Source organism: Rhizobacter sp. P3_B12 (assembly GCF_056402895.1).
In genome coordinates, this window is sequence record NZ_JBFUGN010000356.1 from 1 (window position 1) to 5646 (window position 5646).

Below are 5646 nucleotides of genomic sequence, written 5' to 3' on the forward strand. Positions count from 1 at the left end.
GACTTGTCGAGCGCCGACACCGCCTCGTCGAGGATCAGCAGCCGCGGCTGCAGCGCGAGCGCCCGGGCGATGTTGACCCGCTGGCGCTGCCCGCCCGACAGCTCGTGCGGATAGCGTTCGGCGAAGCGCTGCGGCTCGAGCCCGACGCGGGCCAGCAGGTCGCGGGCCCGCTGCACCGCCGGCCGACGGCCGCTGCCGTGCACCTGGGGCCCGAAGGCGATCGAGTCCTCGATCGTCAGCCGCGGGTTCAGCGAGGCATAGCTGTCCTGGAACACCATCTGGACCTGGCGGTGGAACTGCTTCAGCGGCAGCTCGCGGCCACCCACGGTGCGGCCGTCGAACACCACTTCGCCCGCGGTCGGCCGGATCAGCTGCATCAGCAGCCGCGCGGTGGTCGACTTGCCGCAGCCCGACTCGCCCACCACGCCGAGCGTCTCGCCCTTGCGCACCTCGAAGTCGACGCCGTCGACGGCACGCACGCTGCCGCCGCCGCGGCCGAGGAAGCCCTTGGACAGCGGGTAGTGCTTCTGCAGGCCGCGGATGGTCAGCAGTGGCTGCGCCGGCCCGCCGACGTCGTCATGCACCGGGCGAAGGCTCTCGTTCATGCCTTGTTGTCCATCGCGGAGCGCAGGCCGTCGGAAAGCAGGTTGAAGGTGATCGACGTGATGAAGATCATCGCGCCCGGCAAGGCGGCCACCCACGGCTGCACGTAGATCGCCGTGCGCAGCGTGTTGAGCATCAGGCCCCACTCGGGCTCGGGCGGCTTCACGCCCAGGCCGAGGAACGACAGGCCCGAGGCCAGGATCATCGACACCGCGATCAGGCTGGTCGCGTACACGAAGATCGGCCCCAGCACGTTGCCCAGCACGTGCACGCGCACGATCGTGAAGGCGCCGGCGCCCGATGCCCGCGCCGCCTCGACGTAGTCGCGCCCGCGCACCTGCGTCGTGACGCTTTCGGCGACGCGCGCGATCTGCGGGATGAACACGATCGTCAGCGACACCAGCGAATTGAAGACGCCGGCGCCCAGCGTGCCCGACAGCGCGATCGCCAGCAGCACCGACGGGAAGGCGTAGAACACGTCGACGGTGCGCATGATCGCGGCGTTGACGAAGCCGCCCGCATAGCCCGCGACGATGCCGATGGACGCGCCGAACACGAAGGCGCACAGCACCGGCGTGATGCCCATGAAGAGCGACAGCCGCGCGCCGACGACCAGGCGCGACAGCATGTCGCGGCCCAGCTCGTCGCTGCCCAGCGGCAACCCTGGCGTGCCGATGGGCTTGAGCCGCTGGAGCATCGAGGCCTGGTACGGATCGGCCGGCGCGAGCCAGGGCCCGAACAGCGCGAGCCCCAGCCACAGCAGCACGACGATGGCGGCGCCGACGGCCACCGGATCGCGCAGGAAGCGGTGGCCGACCGAGGCCCAGTAGCCGCGCGAACGCCGTGCAGCCGAGGCCACCGGTGACATGACAAGGGTGCTCACGGCCATCCTTTCCTCACTTTCCTCACCCACGCGCGATGCGCGGATCGAGCAGCGTCTGCAGCATGTCGACCAGCAGGTTCAGCAGCACGAAGAACATTGCCAGCACCAGGATCGTGCCCTGCAGCAGCGGCAGGTCGCGCTGGAAGATGGCGGAGTTCAGCAGGAAGCCGGTGCCCGGCCACGAGAACACCGTCTCGATCAGGATCGAGCCGCCGAGCAGGTAGCCCAGCTGCAGGCCCATCACCGCCAGCGCGGTGGGCGCCGCGTTCTTCACGACGTGCCGGAAGATGCCGAAGCCCGTCAGGCCCTTGGCGCGCAGCCCGACGACGAACTCCTGGTCGAGCAGCTCCGAGACCAGCGCCCGCACCGTGCGCGCGATGATGCCCATCGGGATCACCGACATCGTCAGCGCCGGCAGCAGCAGGTACTGCAGGTGCGCCCCGTCCCAGGCCCAGTCGTCGGAACCGCTGGGTCCGGCACCGGTGGCGGGCAGCCACATCAGCTGCGACGAGAACACGATCACCAGGACCATGCCCAGCCAGTAGTGCGGCACGCTGACGCCCAGCACCGACAGCATCGAGGCCAGCCGGTCGATGAACGAGCGGCGGAAGTAGCCGGCCACGAAGCCGAACAGGCAGCCCAGCGCGAAGCCGATCAGCGTGGCCACCACCGCCAGCCGCAGCGTGTTGATCACGGCCTTGAGCACTTCGCCGACCACCGGCCGGTTGGTCGCGATCGACACGCCCAGGTCGCCGTGCAGGGCCCGCCACAGCCAGGCGACGAACTGCTCGGGGTAGCTGCGGTCGAAACCGTACAACTGCCTCAGCTGCGCCTGCAGCTCGGCCGACGCATCCGGCGGCAGGATGGACACCAGCGGATCGCCCGGCGCCAGGTGCACCAGCGCAAAGCACACCAGCGCGACGCCGAGCATGATGGGCAGCGCAAGCACGATGCGCCGGGCCAGGTGGGCAAGCATGCTCAGTCCATCGTCATCGTCGCGATGTCGATGAACCAGCTCTTCGGCTGCACGACGTTCTTCACCTTGGGCGACATCGCGCGCGGGCCGACGTCGTGCGCGATCCAGACGAAGGGCGCGTCATCGACGATGTGGGCGTGCAGCCTGGCCAGCGCCGCGTTGCGCGCCGTGTCGTCGAAGGCGGTGCGGGCATCGGCCACCAGCTTGTCGACCTCGGCATTGCCGTAGTAGCCCCAGTTGTTGGACACCGGCGGGAAGGTCTTGGTGCTGACGAAGCGCACCATCGCGAAGAACGGGTCCATCGCCGCGAAGCTCACGTTGACGGCGCTGGCGCCGTTGGCCGACGGGTCCTTCGCGCCCTTGCGCCAGTTGGTGAACAGCGTGTTCCACTCGATCACGTCGAACTGCACGTCGAACCAGCACGCCTTCAGCGACTGCTGCACGAACTCGTTCATCGGCAGCGGCTGCATCTGGCCCGAGCCCGAGGCCGAGATCTGCACCTTGACCTTCAACGGCCTGGCGGCCGAGTGGCCGGCCTGGGCCATCAAGGCCTGGCCCGCCTTGACGTCGTAGCGGATGTCGAACGCCGGGTTGCCCCACCACGGGTGGCCCGGCGGCACCGTGCCCTTGGGCTCGGCCATCATGCCGCCCAGCAGCTGCTTGAGGCCGCCGCGGTCGACGCACAGGTTGGCGGCCTGGCGCACGCGCTTGTCGAGCCAGGGCGAGCCTTCGGCGAACGACAGCTGCCACGGCCAGACGTGCGGCTGCGCGTTCGAGTAGATCTTGAAGCCGCGCTGCTGGATCTGCGGCATCGCATCGGGCGAGGGCGCTTCGATCCAGTCGACCTGGCCGCCCAGCAGCGCGGCGGTGCGCGCATTCGCCTCGGGCATCGGGATCAGCACCACCTTGTCGATCTTCGGCGTGCGCTTCGCATCCCAGTAGGCCTTGTTGGCGGCCAGCTCCAGCCGCTCGCGCGAGACGAAGCGCGTGACCTTGAACGGGCCGGACCCCGCAGGATCGGCGGCAAAGGCCGTCCAGGCCTGTTTGGCGCGCTCGGCGGCATCGGTGGTGGCGGCAGGCACCGCCTTGAGCTTGGCGTCCCAGTGCGCGGGCGAGGCCATGAAGAGGTTGGTCAGGTTGATCGGCAGGAAGGAATCGGGCTCGCTGGTGGTGAGCTCCACCGTCAGCTCGTCGATCTTCCTCGCGCTGCGCAGCGTGGGCATGCGCGAGGCGGTCACGCCGACCTGGCTGGCATCGAACTGAGGCGCCGACTTGTCGAGCACCTTGTTGACGTTCCACACCACCGCATCGGCATTGAACGCCGAGCCGTCGTGGAACTTGACGCCGGGACGCAGCTTGAACACCCACTTCGTCCTGTCCTTGGCATCGACCGCCCAGGACGTGGCCAGCGCCGGGATCAGCACGCTGGGGGCGTCGGCCTTCGACAGGTCCCATTGCGTGAGCGAGTCGTAGATCGGGATGCCGGTGAAGCGGTTGCCTTCGAAGCCCTGGTCGGGCTGCCCCAGCGTGCGCGGGATGTCGGCCGCCGTCATCGCGATGCGAAGCACCTTCTCCTGCGCCATGGCGGCCGTGCCGCACAGCAGCGAGAAAGCCATCGCGGGCACGACCATGCGATTGCGCAGGCGCRAAGACAACAACGGGTTCGGGCTCATCGGGTCACCATCCGGGTGGGGTTGAAGGGGTTCACGGGCTCGACACCGGATATGCAAGCGCTGTGCCAAACAGCTTGTCATGTATCGATAATCGATATTGCAAGACTCGTTTTCGATATCTAGCGACTGTTTGTCCATATCATTGGCTCGAAACTTGCTGTCCGCCAGGCGCTGCCGTTCAACCTTCCACCTGCACCTCACCCCGTGAACAACACCCTTTCCGCACCCGCCGCGCTCCAGGTCGATGGAGCGCGCCTGTGGCAATCGCTGATGGACCTGGCGCGCATCGGCGCGACGCCCAAGGGCGGCGTGCGCCGCATCGCGCTGACCGACGAGGACCGCCACGGCCGCGATCTCGTGCTGCACTGGTTCCACGAGGCCGGCATGGCGGTGCGCATCGACGAGGTGGGCAACGTGTTCGCACGGCGCGCCGGCACCGACCCCGCCGCGCGCGCGGTGGCCACGGGCAGCCACATCGACACCCAGCCCTCGGGCGGCAAGTTCGATGGCAACTTCGGCGTGCTCGCGGGCCTCGAAGTGGTGCGCACCCTGAACGATCACGGCATCCGCACGCGCGCACCGATCGAGGTCGCGTTCTGGACCAACGAGGAGGGCACCCGGTTCACGCCGGTGATGATGGGCTCGGGTGCGTTCGCCGGCGTGTTCGACACAGCGCGCATCCTGGGCGAGCGGGACCTGGCCGGGCTGGCGGTGGGCGACGAGCTCGAGCGCATCGGCTACCGCGGCACGCAGGCCTGCGGCGAGGTCCCGGGCGGCATGTTCGCGGCCTACTTCGAGGCGCACATCGAACAGGGGCCGGTGCTCGAAGCGCAGGGCCTGCCGATCGGCGTGGTGCAGGGCGCGCTCGGCCAGCAGTGGTACGACGTGACGGTGACCGGCATGGACGCGCACGCCGGCCCCACGCCGATGGGCCTGCGGCACGATGCGATGCTGGGCACGGCGCGCATGGTCGAGGCGGTCAACCGCATTGCGCTGGCGGAGGCGCCCGACGGCCGCGGCACGGTGGGCTTCGTCCAGGTGACGCCCAATTCACGCAACGTGGTGCCCGGCGAGGTGCGCTTCTCGGTGGACTTTCGCCACGCGCGGCAGACGGGCCTGGACCGCATGGACGCCGCGATGCGGCGCGAGTTCGCGGCCATCGCCGATGCCGGCCGGCTGCAGGTGGCGATTGCGCAGGTGGTGAAGTTCGACCCCTGCGCGTTCGACGCGGCCTGCGTGGGCAGCGTGCGCCGGGCCGCCGAGGCGCTCGGCCTGCCCTGCATGGACATCGTCAGCGGCGCCGGCCACGATGCCGTCTACGTGGCCCGGGTGGCCCCCACCGGCATGATCTTCGTGCCCTGCAAGGACGGCATCAGCCACAACGAGATCGAGGACGCACTGCCCGAGCACATCGCGGCAGGCGCCAACGTGCTGCTGCACGCGATGCTCGACAGGGCGACGTGATCAGCCGACGCCGGGCCGCCCCAAGTCGGCTGAGCGCCCCCTCGGGG

At 69.3% G+C, this 5646-nt stretch carries 5 protein-coding genes; 1 reads left to right on the plus strand and 4 read right to left on the minus strand.

Annotation, left to right across the window (positions count from 1 at the left end):
• From AC1D01_RS18280 to AC1D01_RS18295, 4 genes are all read right to left on the minus strand, one after another.
• The coding region (locus AC1D01_RS18280; protein WP_477868724.1) for an ATP-binding cassette domain-containing protein at positions 1 to 605 on the minus strand (605 nt) is incomplete at its 3' end.
• Positions 602 to 1471, minus strand: a complete 870-nt coding sequence (locus tag AC1D01_RS18285) for an ABC transporter permease (RefSeq protein WP_477868730.1) — start codon at positions 1469 to 1471, stop codon at positions 602 to 604. The genes AC1D01_RS18280 and AC1D01_RS18285, both read right to left, overlap by 4 nt.
• A 37-nt stretch (positions 1472 to 1508) precedes the next feature.
• Positions 1509 to 2462 carry an ABC transporter permease gene (locus AC1D01_RS18290; RefSeq protein WP_477868726.1) on the minus strand — a complete coding sequence of 318 codons (954 nt, stop codon included), beginning with the start codon at positions 2460 to 2462 and terminating at the stop codon, positions 1509 to 1511.
• Between the two features lie 2 nt (positions 2463 to 2464).
• Positions 2465 to 4093 carry an ABC transporter substrate-binding protein gene (locus AC1D01_RS18295; RefSeq protein ID WP_477868732.1) on the minus strand — a complete coding sequence of 543 codons (1629 nt, stop codon included), beginning with the start codon at positions 4091 to 4093 and terminating at the stop codon, positions 2465 to 2467.
• A 246-nt stretch (positions 4094 to 4339) separates the two neighbouring features.
• Here AC1D01_RS18295 and AC1D01_RS18300 point away from each other — a divergent pair, with 246 nt between their 5' ends.
• Entirely contained in the window at positions 4340 to 5599 is a 1260-nt protein-coding gene (locus AC1D01_RS18300) for a Zn-dependent hydrolase (RefSeq protein ID WP_477868728.1), read from the plus strand.
• The last annotated feature ends 47 nt before the right edge of the window (positions 5600 to 5646 follow it).

Bases quoted from the DNA above. Each gene is read 5' to 3' on its own strand.
- AC1D01_RS18285 (WP_477868730.1), bottom strand. From the start codon at position 1,471: ATGTCACCGGTGGCCTCGGCTGCACGGCGTTCGCGCGGCTACTGGGCC.
- AC1D01_RS18290 (WP_477868726.1), bottom strand. From the start codon at position 2,462: ATGCTTGCCCACCTGGCCCGGCGCATCGTGCTTGCGCTGCCCATCATG.
- AC1D01_RS18295 (WP_477868732.1), bottom strand. From the start codon at position 4,093: ATGGTCGTGCCCGCGATGGCTTTCTCGCTGCTGTGCGGCACGGCCGCC.